The organism is Ferruginivarius sediminum (assembly GCF_003344765.1).
Classification (GTDB): domain Bacteria; phylum Pseudomonadota; class Alphaproteobacteria; order Kiloniellales; family Rhodovibrionaceae; genus Ferruginivarius; species Ferruginivarius sediminum.
In genome coordinates this window covers 226,457-249,506 of record NZ_QPMH01000001.1, presented here as the reverse complement: position 1 = coordinate 249,506, position 23,050 = coordinate 226,457, and the positions used below count along the sequence as shown (strand labels likewise).

Genomic DNA, 23,050 nt, shown 5'->3' with positions numbered 1-23,050 from the left:
TTGCTTCGTGGTGGAGCGGCGACCTCGATCTGCTGCCTTCACGACGGTTTTCCCCATTCGTTTGTCAGCCACTGTCCGGCGATCGCCGGCAACGGTCTGGTGTTATTCGTTACACTTCCTATCCTATAAGAAAGTGAAATCTCATCAAGGGAAATTTGTTGACGTTAACGTCACTTTCACCTGTCCGGGCTACTGCTTCACCGTCTGTCTCGCGGTCAAGACCTTGATTTGTCCGGGGTTTCGGGCGTCGCCACCACGCTTGGTTTTCCTGGACGTGTCATCGGCGCCGTGGCGGCGATGCGGAACGAGGCATAGGATGAACGTAGCTCGACAGCTACGAGCCAGGGAGGCCCCATGCGACCCCGCGAACCGCGCACGACGTTGGAAACGCACGAAGTCACCAATCAGCCGCCGCCATTCGAGGAGGTCAATCTCTACGCCAGCGACCTCGGGCTGCGCGAGGCCATTGAGCGGGCCGGCGCCGGCGGAGCGGAGAATCGACTCCAGGTATTCGGGAGCCGGGTGGGCAGCGCGGAGGTCGCCGAGTGGGCAATCCAGGCCAACCGTAATCCGCCGGAGCTGCGAAACTTCGACCGCTATGGCCATCGCATCGACGAGGTCAGTTACCACCCCGCCTATCACAACCTGATGGAGCTTGGCCTGACGAACGGGATCGCCTGCGCCGCCTGGACCGGCGAGAGCGCCGGCCACACGGTGCATGCGGCCCTGCTCTTCCTGATGACCCAGGCAGAGCCAAGCGTCTGCTGCCCGATGTCGATGACCTATGCCGGCGTCGCGGCACTTCAGAGCCGCCCCGACCCGGCCGCGACGTGGGTACAGAGCCTGACCCGCCCCGCCTATGACCCTGCGTCCCGCCCGATGGCGGAAAAGAGCGCGGCGACGCTTGGCATGGCGATGACCGAAAAGCAGGGCGGTTCCGACGTCCGGGCGAACACGACCGCGGCGCATTCGCTTGGCGACGGCACCTACGAGCTGGTCGGGCACAAATGGTTCTGCTCCGCGCCGATGTCCGACGGCTTCCTGACGCTGGCCCAGGCGGAAGGCGGGCTGACCTGCTTCCTGGTGCCCCGCTGGCGGCCCGACGGCACACGCAACCCCATCCACATCATGCGCCTGAAGGACAAGCTGGGCGACCGGGCCAACGCCTCCTCCGAGATCGAGTACCACGGCGCCATGGCGTGGCGGGTCGGCGAAGAGGGCCGCGGCGTGCGCACGATTATCGAGATGGTCCAGCACACCCGCCTCGACTGCACGGTGGCGCCGGCCGCGCAGATGCGTCAGGCCGTGGCGAACGCCTGCTGGCACGCCGCCCACCGTACCGCGTTCCAGCGCCGGCTTCTGGACCAGCCATTGATGCGCCAGGTGCTGGCGGACCTGATCCTGGAATCGGAAGCGGCGACGGCACTGGCATTCCGTATCGCGCAAAGCTTCGACGCACGGACGACCGACGCGCAGGCCGCCGCCTTTGCACGTGTCGCGACGCCCGTCGGCAAATACTGGCTGAACAAGCGCCTGCCCAACCTGGTCTACGAGGCCATGGAAGCCCACGGCGGGGCCGGCTATGTCGAGGAATCGGTCATGCCCCGGATCTATCGCCAGGCGCCGCTCAACAGCATCTGGGAAGGCTCCGGCAACGTCATCTGCCTGGATGTGCTGCGGGCGTTGCAACGCGCACCCGAGGCCGGCGAGGCGATTCTGGCGGAAGTGGCCGCCACGCGAGGACACAACGCCCACCTGGACGCCTTCGTCGACGCGCTCAAGGACCGCTTCAAGTCGAACGCACTGGCAGAGGCCGACGGGCGCAGGCTCACCGAGGACCTTGCCCTTGCGCTCCAGGGTTCATTGCTGATCCGGCATGCGCCAGCCGCCGTCGCGGACGCTTTCTGCGTGGCCCGCCTGAGTGCAGAAGGCGGTTACTCGTACGGCACATCCGTCAGGGATGCCGACGTCGACTCCATCATCGCGCGCGGGATGCCTCAGCTTTAGGGAGCCGGCCTCACAAGTCACCGACAAGGACGGAACACGGCAATATCTCGAAAAGCCGCTTCACGGGAAGCGAACCCGACGGCCCAGGCACCAAACGCCTGCCGGTAAGAACATCGTATAGAGGCGTTCGCGCTTCGACGTGTACGGCGGTCGTTCCCCAATGGCAGCGCCCGTCCCTGTCGTAGAGCGGCGCAAGCAGCCGGCCGACCACAACAATGAGCTGACGATCCGCTATTCCTCGCCGAAAGACGATGACGCGTCCCGCTTCCGGACCCGCTGCATCCAAGGGTTCGTAACCGCTGTCCCCGAAGAGCGCGGGCCAATCGCGCCGCAGGTGCAGCAGCCGTTGCAGCACATGCATCTTGATCCGCCCGTCCGGCCAGGCCGCAAGCAGCTCCGCGACCGTGTCCAGGTCCGGCGTTCCGTCGCCGCGCAACTCCGACAGGAACGCGGCTCTCCGGTCGAAATCCACCGGACGGCGGTTATCCGGATCGACCAGCGCAAAATCCCAGAGTTCCGCCCCCTGATAGATGTCCGGCATCCCGGGGCTCGTCAGCTTCAAAACCGTCTGTCCCAGGCTGTTCAGGGCGCCGAGCCACCCCACCCGGCGCGAAAACTCCTGAAGTTCGGTCAGGAACCCAAGGCTCTCCGCGGGATCGAGAAGCCGCGCCACGAAATCCGACACGGCGGCTTCGTACGCGGCGTTCGGTGAGAGCCAGCTACTGCGCAGCTTCGCCTCGCGCACGGCCTTCACCATGTAAGCCTGGATACGCTCGGCGAAAGTGGCAAGCTCCTGCGTCGCGGAGGCGAGATCGCAGTCGAGCAAAGCTGTCGGCCATGCGCCGACGAGGGTTTGATAAAGCAGATAACTGTCCAGGGGCGACGGTGCAGGACCGTCTGGTAGGGTGGCCGTGTGGCCGGCATTCTGGTGCGCCCAGCGAACGACCTCCTCCTCCCACGCCTCGGCAAGCTCGGAGAGGGCCGCAAGGCGCATCCGCACGTCCTCGCCCCGCTTATTGTCGTGCGTGGCCGTGGCAAGCATGGTGTGGGGCCACCTCTTGGCACGGTGCGCGTTGGCGGCGTGAAACGCTTCCGGCGTCAGGCCGAATTGGCCGGGATCGCCGCCCACCTCGTTCAACGCCGCCAAACGGACATGGCGGTAGAATGCCGTGTCCTCGAGGCTCTTTGCCATGACTGGGCCGGTGAACTGCTGAAAGCGCCGGGCGAATTCCAGGACCGCTTTGCCGTCGTAGCTGACGTCCTTCGCGAGGTCCCCGGCCAGTGCCGCCTGCACGAAGTCGAACACCGGCCGCGCCGAGGCTGTCGAGTTGCTGTAGGCTTCGGCGCAACCGCGCGTGATGACGTCGCGGTCCGCCTGTGAACACCCATGCTCTGGGGAAACATAGGTGCGGTAGACGGGAAACCGCGCCGCGACCTCCGCCAAGGCCGTCCGCAGGATGGGCCGGGTGAAATCGCGAGTCTGCCATCCCTGCTCCGACAAACGCAGTAAGACGACAAGGCTCTCCAGCTCGCCGGCGAAAAGTTCGCGGATGACCTGCCTCTTCGCCCGGTAGAGCACCGCCGGGAAATCGTTGTCGCCGCCGAAGCGCGCATGTGTACGGTCAAGCACCTCCTGCCCGGCCGGATCCACGAACAGCCCAAGCACCTGGTTCATGAACTCGTAGCCCGTCGTGCCCTCGACCGGCCAGTTCTCCGGCAGGCGTTCGCCGGGTTCGAGGATCTTTTCCACCACCGTGTAGGGCGTGGGCGCCGCCGTCCCTGCCCCGCGCATCCGGCGCAGAAGCTGGCGGAGGCGGGACAGGTAGCACGCCGGATCGGACAGGCCGTCGATATGGTCGATGCGCAGGCCGTGCAGGCGACCCTCGGCGACCAGGCGCGCGACCAGTTTGTGCACTTCGTCGAAGACGGCATCGTCTTCGACGCGGATTCCGGCAAGCTCGTTGATGTCGAAGAAACGGCGGTAGTTGATCTCGCTGGCTGCCGCCCGCCAGAAGGCCAGCCGATAGGCCTGCCGTTCCAGCAGATCGTGCAGCGCCCGAAAGCTGTCGGCGTCGTCAGGCGTGCCTTCGAGCACTCCGGCCGCACGGTGCATGATGCTGGCGGCGTCCGGTTCTTCCCGAACCAGATGCCGCAGCGCCTCGCGGCAGGCTTCGCCGTATCGGCGGGTGGCCGGATCGTCGCTCGCCATCCTGCGCAGTTGCCGGAACCCCTCTGCCAGCGCACGGACCGGCGTCGCGGCGTTCGCTGGATCAACATCAGCGAGACAGGCGTCGATCAGCTCCGCATAGTCGCCGGGTGCGACCGGAAAACAGTGCTCGTGGTACCAGACGTCGAAGCTGCCTTCCCCGGCATCGAAACGCGGCACGAGTTCGCCAGCCACCAGCACGTCGCCATAGTCGTCGCCCAGAAACGGAAGAACGACGCGTCCCTGCAACTCCGGCGCCTCGGGCTGCCAGTCGATGTCGAAGAAGCACGCATAAGTCGATGCCCGCCCCCATCGCAGGACATCCAGCCAGGCGGGGTTGTTGGCCTGGGCTATCCCCATGTGGTTCGGGACGAAGTCGAGGACCTGCCCCATCCCCCGGCAAGCCAGCGCCGAGACGAAGCGGTACAGCCCGGCCTCGCCGCCGATTTCGGGGTTGAGCGTGCCGTGGTCGACGATGTCGTAACCGTGCGGACTTCCCGAACGCGCGCGAAGGTAGGGCGAGGCGTAGACGTGGCTCACGCCCAGATCGTGCAGATACTCCACCAGCCGCGCCGCCGCGTCGAAACTGAAGCCGGCATGGAATTGCAGGCGATAGGTCGCGTACGGCGTCCAGACCTCGTCAGGCAAGGCAACTTCCGGCGGTGCCCCGCGTTCGCGCCGCAGCTCCGCCGCGAGAGCGTGCAAATCCGGCAAGGCCGCCAGATCATCCAGGTTCAGGCGCAGCTTGCGACGCCAGTTCGGATACTCGCTGCCCGTGCCGGGCACGTTGAGCGGCGCGGTTTGCCCCAGCAGGTCCTCGATCTGTACCTGCAGGATCAAGCTGGGGGTACGCGCCAGATAGGCGTAGCAGGCGGCGACAGGCACGGCCGTATCGTTGTCCGTCGCAAGGCCCTGACGGCGCAGGGATGTCTCCAGGCGGGCAAGGTCTGCTTTCCGTTCCTCCAGATCCGTCCGGTAGGTGGCGGCGTCGGGGTAAAGGCCCAGGCGTTTTCGCAACGCCAGATCAGCCACCGTACAATAAGCCGGCAGGGTCGGCAGGTCATGCGTCGTCGCCGCGACGAGGGCGTGGCGGGGAAACGCGTCCGGGGCCGGGAAATCGCCCTGTTCGTCCCGCTCGAAGTACAGCAGGCGATAGGAAAGGACGTCGGCGGCACGCAGCCGCTCGCGCAGACCGTCGGGCACCGTACCAAGATCCTCGCCGATGACGAGGCAGCGCTGGCGTTCGCTTTCCAGGGCCAGGATGCCCAGCATCTCCTCGAAGGGAAAGCGCACGTAAAGGCCGTCGTCGGCCGGAAACCCCGCCGGAATCCAATACTGCCGCATCAGGCCCGGCACGTGATCGATACGGATGGCCCCGGCATGGCGCATGTTCGCGCGCAGCACTTCGATAAATGCATCGTAGCCGCGCTCGCGCAGGGCGACTGGGTTCATGGGCGGCAAGCCCCAATCCTGGCCGAGCAGGTTCAACGTGTCCGGCGGCGCGCCCAAACTGGCCCCGGTGACGAAAAGGTCCCGGTCGCCCCAGGTCTCCGCGCCGATCGTGTCCGAGCCGAGGGCGAGATCGCTGATCAGGCCGACAGGCATATCCGCGCATGCGTCCCGGATGCGGTCGAGTTGCGCCAGCGACTGCCATTGCAGATACGCGTGAAAATCCACCGCCTCGACATTCTGCGCGGCGAACTCCACAACCGCTTCGGAGGAAGGGTCCCGATAGTCCGGTGGCCAGCATCGCCAGTCCCGCAGATTGGCATCCCCGGCCGAAAGCCTTTCCTGGAGCGCATGGAAAACGCAGTATCGCCAGAGGCCCCGCCCCCCGGTATCCTGAAACGCACGGAAAGCAGCGCCCCTTTCGGTAAGGCCGCCATCCAGGTGGCTGGCCCGGAAATGCCGGTACAGCACTTCCAGCACCGGCCGCTTGACGGCAGCGACCCCGCGATAGTCCACCCAGTCCGTGGCGCGCAGCCGTGCAAGCTCGGCCTGGAAAGCGGCGTCCGCCATTCTCAGCCGCGCGTCGCGGCACTCGGCGAAGTCGGGAATCGCCTCGACATCCAGATAGAGCGGATTGAAATGGCGGCGGCTGCTTGGCGAGTACGGACTGGCGTGCTCGGGGTCGTCCAGGAAGTTCGCATGCAGCGGGTTCACGGCGATTGCCCCGGCCCCGAGGCTTCGCGCCAGTCCGGCTAGTTCTCCCAGGTCCGTGAAATCGCCAATGCCCCAGTTCCGGGCCGAGCGCAAGGTGTACACGTGCAGCCCGAAGCCCCAGGTGCGACCGTCTTTGCGCAACGCGGGAGGCGTGTAGCAGCAGGCCGGTGCGGCAATAACCCTCTGCCGCTCGCGGCTCTCGCCGAGCACGACATCGAGTGTGTGATAGCCGGCGACGAGTCTCGGCAGGGCAAGGCGGCGGCTTCCGTCATCCGCCAGGGACATGGCCGCCAAGGTGACACTGCCTTCAAATACCTCTCCGCCCTCGGTCTCAAGCCGCCATCGCAGGTCGCCGCGCGCACAGGAAGGCGCGGCTATGGCAACCTCGGGCCGCTTTGCACCGGCGCGGACCAGTGCCACCGGTTCCAGAAACCGGCCCTTCTGGCGTTTCTTGAGCTTGGTCAGGGCCTTACGGATGGCCGCATCGGTCGCCACCGGGAACCCCAGCGCCGATAAGGCGGCGGCAACGCTGGCGCGCGAGGCCTTACGGGGTTTGCCGAAGGCGTCCGTGTAACCCGGTTCCAGGCCCGCCCGGTGCGCCAGCTCGTAGAGCGGGTCGCTCATGGCACGTTCAGGCTCCAGATCACGGTCCAGGGCGCTAGAAATGGCGGGTGGACCTTGTCCGGGCCGGCGTAGATGACCTTTCCCGGCAGTACGGCAGCATCCGCTTCCACGCGCGTCGCCGTGGCGGAGAGATTCGCAAGCAGCGTGTAGCGGCCGCCTTCGTCGAAATCCCAGTCCACGCGGAGTAGACCACCTCCCATCGTCCTGAAGCTGCCCGCGTGTCCGGCGAAACGATCCAGCCGAGGAGCCAGCAATTCCCGGCGCACAGCCAGAAGATGGCGTGTGAAGGCCAGCCATTCGGCATGTCGGGATGCTTCGAGAGCGGACCAGTCCAGAATGGCGCGCTCGAATGTCTCGGGAGCGTTCGGGTCCGGGATTTCCGACCTTGCCGCCGCGGCCTCGAAACCGGGGAAAGCCGCGAACTCCTGACGGCGTCCCTCGAGAACCGCGTCCGCCAAATCGGGGCCGAAGTCGCAGAAGAAGGGGAAAGGCTGCCGGGCCGCCCACTCCTCGCCCATGAACAACAGCGGCGGCTGCGGGCTCAAGAGCACGATGGCGGTGGCGGCGGGGATCGCCTCTCGCGGCGCCTGCTCCGTGATCCGCTCGCTCAAAGGCCGGTTCCCGACCTGATCGTGATTTTGCAGGAACCCCACAAACGCCGTTGTGGGCAAAGCCGCCGAGGGCTCGCCGCGCGCCCGGTCACGGAAGGCGGAGTGCTCGCCTTGATAGGCAAAGCCCTCCACAAGACAGCGGCCGAGAGCACCGACGGGATCGCCCGCATAGTCCTGATAGTAGCCCTCCGTCTCACCTGTGATCGTCACGTGCAGGGCATGGTGTAGATCGTCATTCCACTGTGCGTCGTATGCGTCGAGCAGACGCGCTTCGTTGGCGTCGTTCTCAAGCACGAGGTGGACCTGCCGCGTGTCGGCGAAGCGCTGGTGAACGGCCCCGGCGAGTTCCCTTAGAAACTCGGTCCGCACATTGTCCTGTATGGCGTGGACCGCATCCAGGCGCAGGCCGTCGATGCCGTATTCCGTCAGCCAGTAGAGAGCGTTATGGATGAAAAAGTCGCGGACGGTCCGCGCATGCGGCCCGTCGAAGGCAATCGCCTCACCCCACGGCGTATGATGCGCCGAGGTGAAGAACTGCGGCGCGTAGAGGGGCAGGTAGTTCCCCTCCGGCCCGAAGTGGTTATAGACGACATCGAGGAACACCATCAGGCCGAGGCCATGCGCCCGGTCCACGAAAGCCTTCAGGTCCTCCGGCCGGCCATAGGCGCGATTGGGCGCGAAAAGCTGGACACCGTCATAGCCCCAGGTTCTGCGTCCCGCCGCCTGGGCCACGGGCATCAGTTCGACGGCGGTGACGCCGAGGTCGCGGAGGTAGGTCAGCTTTTCGGTGGCGGCGGCATAATTGCCCTCGGACGTGAAGGCGCCGATATGAAGCTCGTAAAGCACGGCCTCGTGCCAGGGCCGGCCCGGCCACGAAGGATTTGTCCAGGAATAGGCGTGCGGGTCGACGACCTCGCTTGGTCCATGCACGCCTTCGGGCTGGAAGCGCGAGGCCGGGTCGGGAACCTGCTGTCCGCCATCGATGCGGAAGCGGTAGCGGCTTCCTGGGGATACCTGCGCCGTGGCGGCGAACCAGCCATCCGCAAGCTGGTTCAACGGCAACGCGGCTGAGTCGCCGTCGACAACCAGTTCCACCTTGCTTGCGGCGGGCGCCCAGATTTGAAATCGGACCGTCCCGTCCGGGTTCACCCGGGCGCCGAAGGGCATCTCGTGGCCTGCCCGGCTCATTGTTGGCTATCCCACCGCTTCCGCAACGAAAAGGGCAATCGAGTAAGGCTTTAACGGATAGGCCGTGAAGGCTTCGAAATTCTCCTCCGTTTCCGGTGGGTCCAACGATGTGTCGAGCAGCCGCCGCCATTGCCCGTCGTCGGGCGCCGCCACAAGCGTGAAGTCTATTGCCTTGCGATGCGCGTTCATCAACACGAGGAACGGCGTATCCGGCTCCTGGGAGCCGGCCGGCGTCAGGAAGTAGTCGCCCGCCTCTCCTGCCAGGACGAAGCCAAGGCAGCGCGCCTCGGGGAAGTCCCAGTCGGCTTCCGTCGGCTCGCGCCCCTCGGGTGTCAACCAGGTGACGTCCTTTAGCCGCCCGCCCCTGGTGATATCGCCGGTGAAGAACTGCCGGCGGCGTAGCGCCGGATGTCGGCGCCGCAGCGCGGTGAGGCGGCGCACGAACCCGGTCAATTGCTCGTCGGCCTCGGGCCAGTTCAGCCAGCCGATCGCATTGTCCTGGCAATAGGCGTTGTTGTTTCCCGACTGGCCGTTCCCGAACTCGTCGCCGGCAAGCAGCATCGGCACGCCCTGCGAGAGCATAAGCGTCGCCAGGAAATTGCGCTGCTGCTGCCGGCGCAGGCGGCGGACATCGGGGTCGTCGCTGGCTCCCTCGACGCCGCAGTTCCAGCTCAGGTTGTCGTCGTGGCCGTCCTCGTTGTCCTCGCCATTGGCCTCGTTGTGCTTCTCCTCGTAGCTGACGAGATCGTTGAGCGTGAAGCCGTCGTGGGCGGTCACGAAGTTGATGCTGGCCCATGGCCGGCGGCCGCGATGGTCGAAGATATCCGCCGATCCGGTGAGGCGGGTCGCCAGTTCGCCAATAACGCCCTCCTCGCCGCGCCAGAACCTGCGCACGGTATCACGATAGCGATCGTTCCATTCGCTCCAGCCCGGCGGGAAATGGCCGAGCTGGTGTCCATCGTGTCCGACATCCCACGGCTCGGCGATCAGCTTGACGCGGGAAAGGACCGGATCCTGCCGCACCGCGTCCAAAAAGTTGGCGTGGGAATCGAAGTCGTTATATTCCCGCGCCAACGTCGGCGCGAGATCGAAGCGGAAGCCGTCCACCCCCATCTCCTGCACCCAGTAGCGCAGGGAATCAGTGATGAGTTGCAGCACGCGCGGGTGGTGGACGTTCAGCATGTTGCCGCAGCCGGTCGTGTCGGCATAAAGGCGTGGCTCGTCCGGGTTCAGCCGGTAATAGCTCTTGTTGTCGATGCCCCGGAACGACAGCGTCGGGCCAAGCTCGTTCCCCTCGGCCGTGTGGTTGTAGACGACGTCCAGGATGATCTCGATCCCGGCGTCGTGGAGCCGGCGCACCAGCGTCTTGAACTCACCCACCTCCCCACTCGCCAGATAGGCGGGATGCGGGGCGAAGAAGCTAATGGTGTTGTAGCCCCAGTAGTTGGTCAGCCCCTGCTGGACCAGGTGACGGTCCTCGACGAAGGCCTGGACGGGCAGAAGCTCCACCGCCGTGATGCCGAGGTCCGCCAGATAGCCGACGATTGCCGGCTCCGAGAGGCCCGCGAATGTGCCGCGCAGTTTGTCCGGCAGATCCTCCCGCTGCATCGTGAAACCGCGCGGATGCATCTCGTAGATGATGGTCTCCGACCACGGCCGTCGGGGCGCCACCTCGGAATTCCAGGTGAAGGCCGGATCGACCACGACGCACTTCGGCATGCCAGAGGCATTGTCGCGCCTGTCGAACGACAGGTCACCGCGCGAACTGCCGACGCGATAGCCGAAGTGCGCATCGCTCCATCGCAGTCGCCCGCGGATCGCCTTGGCATAAGGGTCGAGCAGCAGCTTATTCGGGTTGAAGCGATGACCCTCCTGCGGTGCGTAGGGGCCGTGGACACGGTAGCCATAGAGCATGCCGGGGCGCGCATCCGGCAGGTAGCCGTGCCAGACCTCGTGCGTGTATTCCGGCAAGACGATCCGCTCGACCTCGCGCTGCCCGCGGCGGTCGAAGATGCACAGCTCCACCTTCTCGGCATGCGCCGAGAACAAGGCGAAATTCGCCCCCTTGCCGTCCCAGGTGGCGCCCAGCGGATAGGCGCTGCCGGGCAACACCCGAGGTTGCGATACGGCGCCGCTCGCGGGGATCACGGTTGACGCTCGAGCAGCAGTGTCGCCAGCGGCGGCAGCGTCAGGGCGAGCGAATGGGGGCGGCCGTGCGCCGGCACCCGCTCGGCCATGACCCCGCCGAGATTCCCCATGTTGCTGCCACCATAACGCTCGGCGTCCGTATTCAGGAGTTCCTTGTAGAACCCTGCTTCCGGCACGCCGACACGATAGGCATGCTGTGGGACTTGCGTAAAATTGCAGACCGCGACGACGATATGATCGGGGTCATGTCCGCGCCGCAGGAACGCAATCACGGCGTTCCGCCAGTCGTGCGATTCGATCCACTCGAACCCCTCGGGCACGCAGTCCAGCTCGTGCAAGGCGGGCAGCCGCCTGTAGATCGCATTCAAATCGCCGACCAGCGTCTGAACGCCCTTGTGGCGCGGATCGTCCAACAGATCCCAGTGCAGGCCGCGGTCGTGGTTCCACTCGGCCTCCTGCGCGAACTCGCCGCCCATGAACAGCAGCTTCTTGCCGGGATGGGCGAACATGTAGCCGTAGTAGGCGCGCAGATTGGCAAAGCGCTGCTTGTCGTCGCCCGGCATCTTGCGGATGAGCGAGCCCTTGCCGTGCACGACCTCGTCGTGGCTGAGCGGCAGGAGGTAGTTCTCGCTGAAGGCATACTCCATCGAGAAAACAAGCTGGCCGTGGCGGTGGCAGCGCTCGGCGGGCGGGCAGCGCATGTAGCTCAGGGTGTCGTGCATCCAGCCCATGTTCCACTTGTAGCCGAAGCCAAGTCCGTCGGCGAAGGTCGGCTGCGTCACGCCGGGCCAGGCCGTCGATTCCTCCGCGAGCGTTGCGGCATCGGGATAGCGACCGTACACCGCCTCGTTCATCCGTTGCAGAAAAGCGATGGCTTCCAGGTTCTCGTTGCCGCCGTGGATATTGGGCGCCCACTGTCCCGGCCCCCGGCTGTAGTCGAGATAGAGCATCGAGGCGACGGCATCCACGCGCAAGCCGTCGATATGGAACGTCTCCAGCCAGTAAAGCGCGTTCGAAACCAGGAAGTTGCGCACCGGCGGGCGCCCGAAATCGTAGATCAGGGTATCCCAGTCGGGATGATAGCCGCGCCGAGGATCGCCGTGCTCGTAGAGCGGCGTGCCGTCGAAACCGGCAAGGCCATGCGGGTCGCGCGGGAAATGGGCGGGAACCCAGTCCAGGATCACGCCGATCCCGGCTTGGTGGCAGGCATCGACGAAGCCGGCGAACGTCGCCGGCGGGCCGAAGCGGCTTGTCGGCGCATAAAGGCCCACCGGCTGGTAGCCCCAGGAGCCGTCGAAGGGGTGCTCGCTGACCGGCAGCAACTCCAAATGCGTGAACCCCATCGCCCGAACATAGGGGATGAGCCGCTCGGCCAATTCGGCGTAACTCAGATAACGCCCCTCCACCGTGCGCATCCACGAGCCCAGATGGCACTCGTAGATCGACACCGGTGCCTCGCGGGCCTGACGGCGATGCCGGTCCGCCATCCAGGTCGCGTCGTTCCAGGATCGCTCCAGGATGCCGTGAACGCGCGACGACGTAGCCGGGGATGCCTGGCAATGGAACGCCACCGGGTCCGCTTTCAACGGCAGAAGCTCACCGTTCGGCGCCTTGATCTCGTACTTGTAGAGCGCGTCCAGGGCCACGTCGGGAATGAACAGTTCCCAGATACCGGCCTCATGGCGCTTGCGCATGACGTGCCGCCGGCCGTCCCACTGATTGAAGTCACCGACGACGGACACGCGGCGCGCGTTCGGCGCCCAGACGGCGAATACCACCCCCGCGACCCCCTCCAGCTCGGTCGGATGCGCGCCCAGGCAGCGCCAGACCGCCGGGTGGGTTCCCTCGGCGATCTGAACGGTTTCCGAAGTGTCCATAACCGGCGGAAAGCGATACGGATCCTCGATCCGCCGCTGCTCGCCCCCGATGTCAAGCTGCAGCCGGTACGCGAAGTTGTTCCGCCCGTCTGCTTCCCCGGCAAACAAACCGGCCGGATGGACACGGTCCAGGGCCATGACGATCTTGCCGTCCCCGCTGTCCACCACGTCAACACCGGCCGCATCGGGCTGGAAGGTGCGCACCGCGATCGCGTCGCCGGTCGTGTGCATCCCCAGTACGGCAAAGGGGTCGGCGTGATCGCCCCTTGCAATCGCATCGTATTCGGCGTCCAGACTGTCGACGGTCGCAGCCATGGCTTCTATCCCGGCCCTTCGTGCCCGCCGGCGGTCTCAAGCAAATCCAGCAGACCGTTGACGGGAATCGCCAGCCAGTCCGGCCGGTTCGCGGACTCATAGCGGACTTCGTAAAAGGCCTTTTCAAGAAGGAACAGGTGCAGTAGCCGGTCGGCCTCCGTGGGCGCGGCGGGCGTCGCCGATGTCCCGGCCACTGCGGCGTCGTAGGCGGCCTTGAAGCGTGCGGAGACCGCGTCGCGCCAGTTCATCGCCCGGAACAATAGCTCGCCGTGCGGGACGGTCGAGTGCTCGCCCGCCTTGCGCACCGCCGCCCAGGCCGCGTAATCGAACGAGCGCAGCATCCCGGCGACATCGCGCAAGGGGGAACTCTTCCGGCGGCGCTCTTCCAAGGGGCGGGCCGGCTCTCCCTCGAAGTCCAGGATGTAGATGTCGTCCTGGGCGACCAGCGTCTGCCCCAAGTGATAATCGCCGTGCGTGCGCGTCTTCTGCGCGGCCACCGGTGTATCGGTCAGCCGCTCGACAAGCTCCGTCGCCTCCAATCGGCGGGCCAGAAGCCCATTGACGCGTTCCCGGAGGTCGGCGGACAGACTGGCATGGGCCTGCTCGACGGCAGCGAAGGCGCTCTCGGCCTGCGAGATGGTGGCTGCTCGCCAGGTTGCCAGGTCAGCGTCCGTTATCGCTTCGGGCGCGAAGGCCGGGTCGTCGCTGCCAACGCTGCGTAGGGCGCCGTGAAGCTCCCCGGTGCGGCGGCCAAGAGCCTCCGCGTAGGGCATGTAAAGGCCGAAAGGTGTCGGCTTTTCTTCCGTGTCACCGCCCGCTGCCCGCGGATCATCGTCTTCCTCCAGCCAGCGCGTCAGGTAATCCAGCGTGAACGACCAGCCGTCGCCCTGGTTGGCCACGAAGCCGTGGAGAACGCCAAGCGCGCTCGGCGTACCCTCGGCGTCGACAAGCTCCGCCGTCCCCAATAGCGGCGGGGTGTTCGCGAAGCCGGCAACATCGGTAAGGAAGCGGCCAAGCTCCACCTCGGGGTGCACGCCCGGAACGGGCCGGCGATAGATTTTCAGTACGGCTTCCTCGCCCAGCCGTGTCGAGGAGTTGCTCTGCTCGACGTTGAGGCGTCGCACCTCGCCTTCAATGTCGGGCGGCGCCGCCCTGAAGCGCCCGGTCGGCGTGAAGACGATCTGCCCGTTCCCGGTACCGAGGCGCCGCCCGGTGAACATCGCGACCACCATCTCTCGCGTGAAGCCGGGCTCGGCCACGGCATCGTACACGGCACCGACAACCGAACTCCGGCGGACCTGCGCCAGCACGAAGGGCCGAAGTGGGCTGTTGGCTTCGGCGGTCCCCGGTTCGAAGCTCATCGCCAGCGGCAGGAAGTAGCCTTGCTGGCCACCGTGGCGAAGCTCTATGTCAATCCGGGCCAGCAGGTAGCCGCGCTCGTCCTCACTACCCAGGGTCACCCAGGAGGCCAGCGACACCCGCTCGATGCGGTCGTCCTTGGCGGTGAACCAGCGCTGATTCGGCAGGTATGCCGGCAGCACGTCACGCTCAAGCTGTGCGGCATTCCGGGATCCGAGAAGATCCTTCCAACCGCTCCGAGTGACGAGGGTGACGTACTCGGGCAGTGGCGCGGGCGTTTCGGCGTGCCAGTGCGGTATCTGAGCTTCGCGCGCAAGCACGAACCAGTAGAAGCCATACCCCGTCACTGTCAGCAGATAAGGCAGCTCGCCGATCGGCGGGAACGCGGCACCGCCCAGCATCTCCACCGGCACACGGCCGGCGAAGGCCGAAAGGTCCAGTTCCGCCGCCTGTGCCGAACGCGACAGGTTGACGACGCACAGCAAGGCCTCATCACCGCTCTCGCGCAGGTAGGCCAGAATCTTGCGGTTGCCGGGAAAGAGGAAGCGCAGCGTTCCCCGCCCGAAGGCGGGATGGCTCTGGCGGACGGCGATGACCCTGCGCGTCCAGTTCAACAGCGAGGCGCTGTCGCGTTGTTGCGCCTCAACGTTGACCGCCTCGAAGCCATAGACCGGGTCCATGATCGCCGGCAGGAAAAGCTTCTGCGGATCGCAGCGGGAAAAGCCGCCGTTGCGGTCGGGCGACCACTGCATCGGTGTGCGCACCCCGTCGCGGTCGCCGACGTAGATGTTATCGCCCATGCCGATCTCGTCGCCGTAATAGAGGATCGGCGTGCCGGGCATCGACAGCAGCATGCTGGTCATCGCCTCGACCTTGCGCCGGTCGCGGTCCATCAGCGGCATCAGGCGCCGCCGGATGCCCAGGTTCAACCGCATACGCCGGTCGGCGGCGTAGAAGTTCCAGAGATAGTCGCGCTCCCTGTCGGTCACCATTTCCAGCGTCAGCTCGTCGTGGTTCCGCAGGAAGATGGCCCACTGGCAGCCGTCGGGAATCTCCGGGGTCTGGCGCATGATGTCGGTGATCGGGTGCCGGTCCTCCTGCGCCAACGCCATGTACATCCGCGGCATCAGCGGGAAGTGGAAGGACATATGGCACTCATCGCCGTCGCCGAAATACTCCTGCGCGTCCTCGGGCCACTGATTCGCCTCGGCCAGCAGCATGCGGTCCGGGTAGTTCCGGTCGACCTCGGCCCGGATACGCTTCAGGACGTCGTGGGTTTCCGGCAGGTTCTCGTTGTTGGTGCCCTCCCGCTCGCGCAGGTAGGGCACGGCGTCCAGGCGCAGCCCGTCGACGCCCATATCCAGCCAATAGCGCAGGACATTCAGTATCTCCCTAAGGACACGCGGGTTCTCGAAGTTCAGGTCGGGCTGGTGCGAATAGAAGCGATGCCAGTAATACGCCTGGGCAACCGGGTCCCAGGCCCAGTTGGACGATTCGGTATCCAGGAAGATGACCCGCGTTCCCTGGTACTTCCGGTCCGTATCGCTCCAGACGTAGAAGTCGCGGTAGCTGCTGCCCGGTTTCGCCCGCCTGGCCCGCTGGAACCAGGGATGCTGGTCGGAGGTGTGATTGACGACAAGCTCGGTCACCACGCGCAGGTCGCGCCGGTGCGCCTCGCGGACGAACTGCTTGAAGCCGCGCAACGTCCCGTAGCTGGGATTGACGTTGCGATAGTCGGCGATGTCGTAGCCATCGTCGCGTAGCGGGGACGGATAGAACGGCAGCAGCCAGACCGCGGTGACGCCCAGCGACTTGATATAGTCCAGCTTCCGGACCAGCCCGTCGAAGTCACCGATGCCGTCGTCGTTCGCATCGAAGAACGACTTCACGTGAAGCTGATAGATGACAGCGTCCTTGTACCAGTCCGGTGTGCCGCGATCGATCATGACGGACCGCTCGCCTCGCCAAATCCCGGCGGTATCAGACGCCAGACGGCGCAGGGGTTCACCTGCGGGTCCAGCCAGACGTGCTGCACCTTGCCGTGGAACCGGAAGCGCTGCCCCGTCAGCAGGTCTTCCGCGGCGATACTGGCGTGGTCCGGCAGGTCGAACTCCCACAGCGGCACCTCGAAATGGGCGCCATGGGCGGCGTGCGGGTCCAGGTTGACGGCGACCAGGACCGCGTTGTCCCGCCCTTCCGTGATCCGGCCGTAGACAAGGATGTGATCGTCCCACGCGTTGAAGAAGCGCAGGGTCAGATGGTCGTGGAAGGCCGGGTTCTCGCGGCGGATACGGTTCAGGCGCGCGATGAAATCACGGATATTGCCGGGATGGTCCCAGTCCCAGGCCTTGATCTCGTACTTCTCCGCGTTGAGGTATTCCTCCCGCCCCGGTATCGGCGTCGCCTCGCAAAGCTCGAAGCCGCTGTAAATGCCGTAGGATGAAACCAGCGTCGCCGCCAGCGTGGCCCGGATGACGAAGCCGGGCCGGCCGCTCGATTGCAGGAAGCGCGGGTTGATGTCGGGGGTGTTGGTGAAGAAGTTCGGCCGAAAGTACTCCCGCGGTTCCTGCTGCGTCAGCTCCGTCAGGTAGTCGATCAGCTCCTGCTTCTCGTTGCGCCAGGTGAAGTAGGTGTACGACTGGGTGAAGCCCAGTTTCGCCAACTTGTACATCACCTTGGGCCGCGTGAACGCCTCGGACAGGAACACGGCTTCGGGGTCTCGGTCCTGGACCTCCCGGATCACCCATTCCCAGAAGGGGAACGGCTTGGTGTGTGGGTTGTCCACGCGGAAGATCTTGACGCCCTGATCCACCCAGAACAGCAGCACGTCACGAAGCTCGTACCATAGCGAGGGCTTGGCCTTGCGATAGAAATGGACGTTGACGATGTCCTCGTACTTCTTCGGCGGGTTCTCGGCGAACTTGATGCTGCCGTCCGGGCGCCAGTCGAACCATTCCGGGTGTTCCTTCAGCCAAGGATGGTCCGGCGAACACTGGATGGCGAAGTCCAGCGCGACTTCCAGGCCGTGGTCGTGCGCCGCATCGACCAGTCCGCGGAAATCGTCGAGGGTGCCGAGGGCGGGATGGATGGCGTCGTGCCCCCCTTCGTGCGAACCGATGGCATAGGGACTGCCCGGATCGTCCGGCCCGGCGACAAGGGCATTGTTGCGACCTTTCCGGTTGGTCCCGCCGACGGGATGGATAGGCGGGAAGTAAAGGACGTCGAAGCCCATGTCCCGCACATAGGGAAGCTTCGCGACAACGTCGTCGAAGGTGCCGTGGCGGCGCGGGTCGTCGCTCATCGACCGGGGGAACAGCTCGTACCACGCGCCGAAGCGCGCGATACGGCGATCCGCGACGACTTCCAACTCCCTGTCGTAGCGCGAGACATTCGTGCGCGGGGCCGCCTCGCGCATGGCCCGGCGCAGCTCGGACGAGAGGAGTTCGGCGATCCACGCCCCCTGATCGTCGCCGGCCGTATCCAGGCGCTTCAGGACCGCGTCCAGGGCCTTCCTTTGTTGGCCCTTGCCGGCAGCGGCGGCGGCATTCTCCACCAGATGCCGGCCTTCGGTGAGTTCGAGGGAGATCGGCTGGCCAGCGTCGTGCTTCTTGCCGAATTCGGCGCGCCAGCTTTCGAACGGATCGCGCCACGCCTCGATCGTGAACAGGTAGCGCGTGTTGCGGGTAAGCGGCACCTCGCCCGCCCAGCGGTCGTTATCGACGAAATGCATCGGCACCTCGCGCCAGCCCCGATCCTCCCGCGCCTTGTAGCGAATACAGGCGGCGATCTTGTCATGGCCGTCGCCGAAGATATCCGCCGTCACCCGCATCACGTCGCCGACCACGCGCTTCACGGGATGGCGGCCGCCGTCGATCTCGGGATGGACGTGTTCGATGACAACGCGCTGTTCCGCGAGGGCGCCCAGGCGGCGTTCGCTCTCCCGCTTCGATGGCGCGGGGTGCGGGTGCTTGCGCGCCTCCCCGATAAGCAGCCGCACCGTCAGTGGCGGCAGCGTGAGCGTTCCGGCCGGGTCAACCGCCTTACCCCCGGCGCCGGGGGTCACATCGGCAAGGCTCTCGATACGTCCACCGAGTTCGGCCAGCAAGTGCCCGACGCGGATACCGGCCGCGGCCTCGCGCGCCATGTTTACCAGCACGGCTCCGGCGGCCTCGTTGCGCGCCGGCGTCGGCCCGCCGTGGCGCACCAGGGCGACCAGCGGAGAGTCCGGGTCGGTGACGCGGTAAACCGGGCCTTCGACGTTCAGGACCCCGTTGGCCCGCTTGGTCGCGTTGATGTCCGCGATAAAAGCGGTGAGATCGAAGGGCGGATTGCCGGCTTGCCAAGTCCAGTCGCCGGGACGGGCCGCGACGGCATCCAAGGGTTCGGCGAAGCCGTACTCGAAGCCCATCGGCACCATGACCCCGCTGCTGAACGCGGCGGCAAGCAGATAGTGCTGGCGATACCGCTTCTCCCGCTCCTGCGCTTCGGCCTCCGGGTATCGCTGGGCCAGCCGTCCGGTGGCGTGGCTTTCGGGAAATCCGATGGTGGGGGCTATCCCGCGCAGCCGTGCATGCTCTTCCAATAGCCAGCGGTCGCGGAAGTTCCACCAGGCAAGGCTGTTGAAGACGTAATCGAAGCCCGCGCCTTCAAGCGTCAGCGCGTCCTCGATTGCCGCGCCCAAGGTGTCGGCGGCGAAAACCGCGTCGGGCAGGCCGCCCTTTCCATGAGCGATGATTTCCTTCCAGACCGCAACAGGGACACGATGCGCCGCCTGACAGCGGAATCCGCTTATCCCGGCCTCTAGATAGGTGGCCACGAAGTCCGCCCAGAATCGGATCTGCTCCGCCCGCTGGCGCTCGTGGCCATAATCGATCTCGGCCAAGTCTCCCCAGGCGGGGCCGCCGCGCGGGTCCAGCGGGTCGCCCTGCCGCGGCGGGCGCAGCGCGCCATCGGGTTCCCGTACGAACCAATCCGGATGCGCCCCGGCCAGCACGCTGTCGCGGGCGACGCTGTCCGCGACAAGGTCCAGCATGACCTTCAGGCCGTGTGCCTTCGCCTCGCGGCAGAAACCCGCAAGCGCCTCCGCCGGGTCGCGGTCGGGACGATCGCCGGCAACGATGGGATGCAGGCGTTCATGATCCTTGGTGGCGTAGATGCTGCCCGAAAAGCCTGGATAGAAGACCGGGTTCAGCAGAATCCAATCGAATCCCATGCCGGCGATGCGCGGCAAATGCTCGGGCCAGCCGTCCACCGCGCCGGCAAGCAGCGGAAAGAGGTTGTAGATACGCGGTCCTTCAGCCAAAGCGACGCCACCTCACAGCGCGGAACGTCCCATTCCACCCTGTTTAACGTCCCACCCCGGCTTGGCGTGGCCTTGCTCTGCATGAAGGAGGCCGCACTGCCCCTCTTCGTCGCCGCCGACGGACCCGGATTGTTCGCCAATGCGTTGAACCGGCAGCGTCGCATTGCCTGTCACCAAGCTGTCAGCGAGCTTCTGACAGTCTTCCACGGAAAGCCTGCCGACCAGTTCGAAGCCAACGGCGACGCTCCAATCCACGCACCGGCTTCCTCGGAGGCTGTGGGGTTTGGACGGTCAGGCCGCCATGGCGGCCTGACCGTCCAGCGCAAAAAAGTTGATCTCCGCTTCGGCCGGCGAGATGTTCCCGAGCGGTTCGAGCAGGCGCCGGTGGTTGAACCAGTCGACCCAGTCGAGAGTGGCCAGTTCCACCGCTTCGAGATTGCGCCACGGCCCGCGCCGCCGGGTCACCTCCGTCTCGGACAGCCCGATCACGGTCTCCGCCAGGGCGTTGTCGTCGCTGTCGGCGACGCTGCCCCCGGACGGCTCTATGCCGGCCTCAGCGAGCCGCTCGGTGTACTCAATCGAGACGTACTGGACGCCGCGGTCGCTGTGGTGAACCAGCTACCCGCCTGAAACCGGTTGGCGGGCGTGCAGCGCCTGCTGCACGAAGCCCGTCTGCGCCCTGTGCGACGCCCGCCAGCCCACGATCCGCCGGGCGTAGGCGTCGACCGCGAAGGCCACGTGGGCGAAGCTGTTCCAGGTTGCCACATAGGTGAAATCGGACACCCACAACACGTTCGGCCGCGCCGGCTGGAAGTCCCGGTTCACGCGGTCGAGCGGGCACGGCGTGACCTTGTCGCTGAGCGCGGTGCGCTTGACCTTGCCGCGCACCGCGCTCAGCAGGTCCATCTTCCGCATCAGCCGCGCCACCGTGCAGCGGGCGACCTCGCCCCCCCCCCCCCTCGCGCAGCAGCTGCCGCCAGACCTTGCGCACGCCGTAGACCTGGAAGTTCTCGTCCCAGACCCGCCGGATCTCCGTGCGCAGCTCCGCGTCACGGTCGACACCTACGCTGAGTTCGATTCCCACCAAGCGGTGGAGATGTACGACAAGCAGATCCTGGCTAAGGCAGGTGCCCGCAAAAGCCTACGGCCCGACTACTGGCCGGCGGCGGACCGGCTAGGCGTGGGCGGTGGCCCGTACCCCCGGGCGACATCTTCGAGCCCGGCAACGCCGCCGCCGACTGGCGGCCGCAGACCGTCGCCAACTTCGAGAACGACTACGGTTTGTGGCTGGGCTGGCTCGCCACCAGCGGCTGGCTCGCGCCCGACAGCCGACCAGGCGAGCGCGTCACCGAGGGCGCGGTCGGCGCCTACATCGCCGACCTCCAGCCCATGCCGGCCCCGGCATCCCTGGCCAACCGAGTGCGGCGGCTGTACACGGCGATGCGGCTCTTCGAACCCGACCGGGACTGGGGATGGCTGGCCCAGCTGAAGGCGCGCCTGCGGCGGGCGGAGAAGGCCACCAAGAGCAAGCCCGAGGCCCTCACCTCGCCCGGCCAGCTGTACAAGCTCGGCCTGGATCTCAGCGATCCCAAGATGACCGAGGACCACTACAACCAGGCCCAGCGGTACAAGGCGCTGCAGTGCCTCGCGCGGCCCCTCGAGGCGCTGCGCCGGCAGGATGGTGGAGGACAGGACGAAGGTTGATGCGATACAGGGGGAATGACTCTCTCACGAAAGCTGTCGTAGTCTGCCTTAGCGAGGACATATCCTTTACCGGAGCCTCGTCGCCTGGATTTGGCCGGGCGAGCCAATCCCGAACTGAATCGGGAAACTGACGAAGTGAAACCGGGTCGTCACGTTATCGTCATGCACGGCGAACCCGAAGGTATAGGTTCGCCCTTCCCGAAGGATCTTGTCGTCGCCGGAATGCCCGGTATCCAGTTTCCGTGTCCATTCCACGGTCCAGACGCCGTCGTCCCATTCACCGTGCACCCGTGAATTGTCGCTCGCGGAGCCCGTCGCGTCCACGCGGCTCAAGAGCCGGCCGGGCAGGACGTCACCTTCCTCCCAGTCCGCGTCGGCGTCGTAGGGGACCGCGTTTTCCTCCCGGATGAGCGCGTAGGGCTTGGCGGGATCGCCGATATCATCAACGGTGAGCACTTTCATCCCCACCTTGTCCGGATCGAACATGTATTTCGGGGTCATCGTTTCGCGGTCGACGTTCCAGCCGTATGGCCCCTTGCCCTCGTCCGACAGCCTGTATTCCAGGACGTACCCATCGTCCGCCATCTCGATCGGATTGCTGCGGTGCGCGCGCCACTGCATCAGATCGACGAAACCGCCGGCGCCCTTGATGTCGGCGATGGCCTGGGCGGATTTGGTCTTGTCCCAGCTCGCCGCCGCGTCGGTGCGCGAGTCCGGCAGGTACTTGCGCACGTCCGAACGCCCCAGGCCCGTCTCGCCAATCAGCGGGTGGGCCTTGACCTCCGCCTTCGTTGCCTCGCCGGGCATGTCGCGCATGCCGCGATGACAGGTGAGCCAGCAACCCTGCGTCCTGAAGCCGGGCACCGAGCCGTCGTCGATCATGATGGCGAGCCGGTCCTCGTACAGTGGCGGCTCTTCGCCACTGGCGACGCTTTCCGACGAACGCGGGCCGCCGTAGAAGGCCCATTTCTCACCGTCGAAGCGCATATAGTTGTGCATGCGCCCGGGGCGATCCAGGTTGGTTCGCCACTGGAAGCGCAGGTAAAGGTTTTCCGCGTCGTAAGCCGCCTGGACGGACAGGTTCAGAACCCCGTTCTTGCCCGGAATCGGCGTGGGCTCGAGGGGGCCACCGTCAACGATGTCGCGGCCCATTTTTGCCGCCGTGGGTGGCCGCCATCGCATGCCCTGCCGCATGCCGCGCCTCATCCCACCGTCCATGTGACGGCCCCTGCCCCGTTCCGTGCCGCTATGGCAGTTGAGACAGGCGGCCCCGTTCCAGACCATCCTGGCGCCGGGATGCGCCCGGCTGCGCAGCCACTGGTAGCTGCTTTGCCCGGGATAAAAGAGAGTCACGGTGCGCGCTGGAATCTGCGTCCAATCGGCTGGTGACGCGGCCATCGCCGGGCCGGCGACAACGCCCGAGGCGAAAAAGCCGACCCCCATCGAGCCGAGCAAAAGCGTCTGCACAATCCGGTTCCGTTTCAAGCCGTATTCCTCTTCTGACACTTTGCTCCGTCAGGAAAGCCTGACTCAAGCCAGAGCGACG

At 66.0% G+C, this 23,050-nt stretch carries 10 protein-coding genes and 1 pseudogene; 2 read left to right on the top strand and 9 right to left on the bottom strand.

Annotated features, from left to right (window positions below; genetic code table 11):
• Positions 1-354: 354 nt before the first annotated feature.
• Positions 355-2,007, top strand: coding sequence for an acyl-CoA dehydrogenase family protein (locus DRB17_RS01140; protein ID WP_114580317.1), 1,653 nt, complete (start codon positions 355-357; stop codon positions 2,005-2,007).
• Between the two features lie 10 nt (positions 2,008-2,017).
• Here the strand turns inward: DRB17_RS01140 and treY are convergent, their stop codons facing one another.
• From treY to DRB17_RS01100, 8 genes and pseudogenes are all read right to left on the bottom strand, one after another.
• Complete coding sequence (gene treY / locus DRB17_RS01135; protein WP_114580316.1) at positions 2,018-7,000, bottom strand: malto-oligosyltrehalose synthase; 4,983 nt, start codon at positions 6,998-7,000, stop codon at positions 2,018-2,020.
• On the bottom strand, positions 6,997-8,799 hold the full coding sequence (treZ, locus tag DRB17_RS01130) for a malto-oligosyltrehalose trehalohydrolase (RefSeq protein WP_114580315.1): 1,803 nt from the start codon (positions 8,797-8,799) through the stop codon (positions 6,997-6,999). Before treZ ends, treY begins: the two co-directional genes overlap by 4 nt.
• A gap of 6 nt (positions 8,800-8,805) precedes the next feature.
• Complete coding sequence (gene glgX, locus DRB17_RS01125) at positions 8,806-10,947, bottom strand: glycogen debranching protein GlgX (RefSeq protein WP_241503704.1); 2,142 nt, start codon at positions 10,945-10,947, stop codon at positions 8,806-8,808.
• The gene (gene glgB / locus DRB17_RS01120; protein ID WP_114580314.1) at positions 10,944-13,139 is read right to left on the bottom strand and encodes a 1,4-alpha-glucan branching protein GlgB; all 2,196 of its coding nucleotides are present in this window, start codon (positions 13,137-13,139) and stop codon (positions 10,944-10,946) included. The genes glgX and glgB overlap by 4 nt, the downstream gene beginning before the upstream one ends.
• A gap of 5 nt (positions 13,140-13,144) precedes the next feature.
• Positions 13,145-16,444, bottom strand: a complete 3,300-nt coding sequence (gene treS, locus DRB17_RS01115; RefSeq protein ID WP_114580313.1) for a maltose alpha-D-glucosyltransferase — start codon at positions 16,442-16,444, stop codon at positions 13,145-13,147.
• Positions 16,441-19,800: a maltotransferase domain-containing protein gene (locus DRB17_RS01110; protein ID WP_241503703.1), complete on the bottom strand. Its 3,360-nt coding sequence runs from the start codon at positions 19,798-19,800 to the stop codon at positions 16,441-16,443. The genes treS and DRB17_RS01110 overlap by 4 nt, the downstream gene beginning before the upstream one ends.
• Before the next feature lie 12 nt (positions 19,801-19,812).
• Positions 19,813-20,055, bottom strand: coding sequence for a hypothetical protein (locus DRB17_RS01105; RefSeq protein WP_114580312.1), 243 nt, complete (start codon positions 20,053-20,055; stop codon positions 19,813-19,815).
• Between the two features lie 36 nt (positions 20,056-20,091).
• Positions 20,092-20,860, bottom strand: a pseudogene (locus DRB17_RS01100) (IS3 family transposase); the annotation flags it as partial.
• Between the two features lie 221 nt (positions 20,861-21,081).
• On the opposite strand from DRB17_RS01100, the gene DRB17_RS01095 reads away from it, so the two are divergent.
• On the top strand, positions 21,082-21,504 hold the full coding sequence (locus tag DRB17_RS01095) for a hypothetical protein (RefSeq protein ID WP_114580311.1): 423 nt from the start codon (positions 21,082-21,084) through the stop codon (positions 21,502-21,504).
• Positions 21,505-21,570: 66 nt separating this feature from the next.
• Here DRB17_RS01095 and DRB17_RS01090 read toward each other — a convergent pair whose 3' ends face one another.
• On the bottom strand, positions 21,571-22,989 hold the full coding sequence (locus DRB17_RS01090) for an ethylbenzene dehydrogenase-related protein (protein WP_206607743.1): 1,419 nt from the start codon (positions 22,987-22,989) through the stop codon (positions 21,571-21,573).
• Positions 22,990-23,050 lie beyond the last annotated feature (61 nt).

Bases quoted from the DNA above. Each gene is read 5' to 3' on its own strand.
- DRB17_RS01140 (WP_114580317.1), top strand. From the start codon at position 355: ATGCGACCCCGCGAACCGCGCACGACGTTGGAAACGCACGAAGTCACC.
- treY (WP_114580316.1), bottom strand. From the start codon at position 7,000: ATGAGCGACCCGCTCTACGAGCTGGCGCACCGGGCGGGCCTGGAACCG.
- treZ (WP_114580315.1), bottom strand. From the start codon at position 8,799: ATGAGCCGGGCAGGCCACGAGATGCCCTTCGGCGCCCGGGTGAACCCG.
- glgB (WP_114580314.1), bottom strand. From the start codon at position 13,139: ATGGCTGCGACCGTCGACAGTCTGGACGCCGAATACGATGCGATTGCA.
- treS (WP_114580313.1), bottom strand. From the start codon at position 16,444: ATGATCGATCGCGGCACACCGGACTGGTACAAGGACGCTGTCATCTAT.